This window comes from Arthrobacter sulfonylureivorans, assembly GCF_047607445.1.
In the GTDB taxonomy this organism is placed as follows: domain Bacteria; phylum Actinomycetota; class Actinomycetes; order Actinomycetales; family Micrococcaceae; genus Crystallibacter; species Crystallibacter sulfonylureivorans_A.
In genome coordinates, this window is record NZ_JBLKRT010000099.1 from 1 (window position 1) to 687 (window position 687).

At 60.7% G+C, this 687-nt stretch carries 1 rRNA gene; it reads left to right on the top strand.

What is annotated here, in order from left to right:
* Positions 1–687, top strand: a 23S ribosomal RNA gene (locus ACMX2H_RS18960); the annotation flags it as partial.

The window sequence follows — 687 nt, forward strand, 5'->3', positions numbered from 1 at the left end:
TTATCCAAGCCTTCGTGGTTCAGGAGCGCTGGTGGGTAGGGGAGCGTCGTGTGGGCAGTGAAGCTGCGGCGGAAGCCAGTGGTGGAGCCTACACGAGTGAGAATGCAGGCATGAGTAGCGAAAGACGGGTGGGAAACCCGTCCGCCGAATGATCAAGGGTTCCAGGGTCAAGCTAATCTGCCCTGGGTAAGTCGGGACCTAAGGCGAGGCCGACAGGCGTAGTCGATGGACAACGGGTTGATATTCCCGTACCGGCGAAAAACCGCCCATGCCAATCCGGTGATGCTAACCGCCCAAACCGTCCGTGTGTGCCCTTCGGGGCCAGTGCGGGCGGGGCGCGCGGGACCCGATCCGGGGAGGTAAGCGTATTAACAGGTGTGACGCAGGAAGGTAGCCGAGCCGGGCGATGGTAGTCCCGGTCCAAGGATGTAGGGTGAACGGTTGGCAAATCCGCCGTTCGTGAAGCCTGAGACCCGACGGGACCCCCGCATGGGGGGATTCGGTGATCCTATGCTGCCGAGAAAAGCATCGACGCGAGGTTTTAGCCGCCCGTACCCCAAACCGACACAGGTGATCAGGTAGAGAATACCAAGGCGATCGAGAGAATTATGGTTAAGGAACTCGGCAAAATGCCCCCGTAACTTCGGGAGAAGGGGGGCCCGGACCGTGACGAAGCCACGCGCTTCT